This is a genomic window from Staphylococcus pasteuri, assembly GCF_030547725.1.
In the GTDB taxonomy this organism is placed as follows: domain Bacteria; phylum Bacillota; class Bacilli; order Staphylococcales; family Staphylococcaceae; genus Staphylococcus; species Staphylococcus pasteuri.
This window is the reverse complement of the sequence record NZ_JAUOQO010000658.1, coordinates 1-250: the sequence shown is the minus strand read 5'-3', so window position 1 is coordinate 250 and position 250 is coordinate 1. Positions and strand designations below refer to the sequence as shown.

The window sequence follows — 250 nt, the reverse complement described above, 5'->3', positions numbered from 1 at the left end:
ATTATTGCCTGCGTAGACGGGAAATACTACAAGATTAAGTACAAGCTGGGCGCGGACGGTATGCCCGCATTTGTGGCGCGTGAACAATGGGTAGAGGTAGAGGAAACTTACCGCCCCGTAAAGAATGCATTAAAAGCCGTGTCAAGCAATGCCGATGAACTCAGGGTAGGAAATTATATTGTGCTATTTGGCGGGCGTGACTTGACTGCTTTCCGCTTTATGGGTAACAAAGTACCGCGCTATACAAATC

The 250-nt window shown here is 47.6% G+C and carries 1 protein-coding gene; it reads left to right on the top strand.

The genetic code is table 11. The annotated features are described in order from the left end of the window. Nucleotides 1–250: hypothetical protein (locus tag Q4528_RS15065; RefSeq protein WP_303522498.1), on the top strand; the 250-nt coding region annotated here is incomplete at both ends.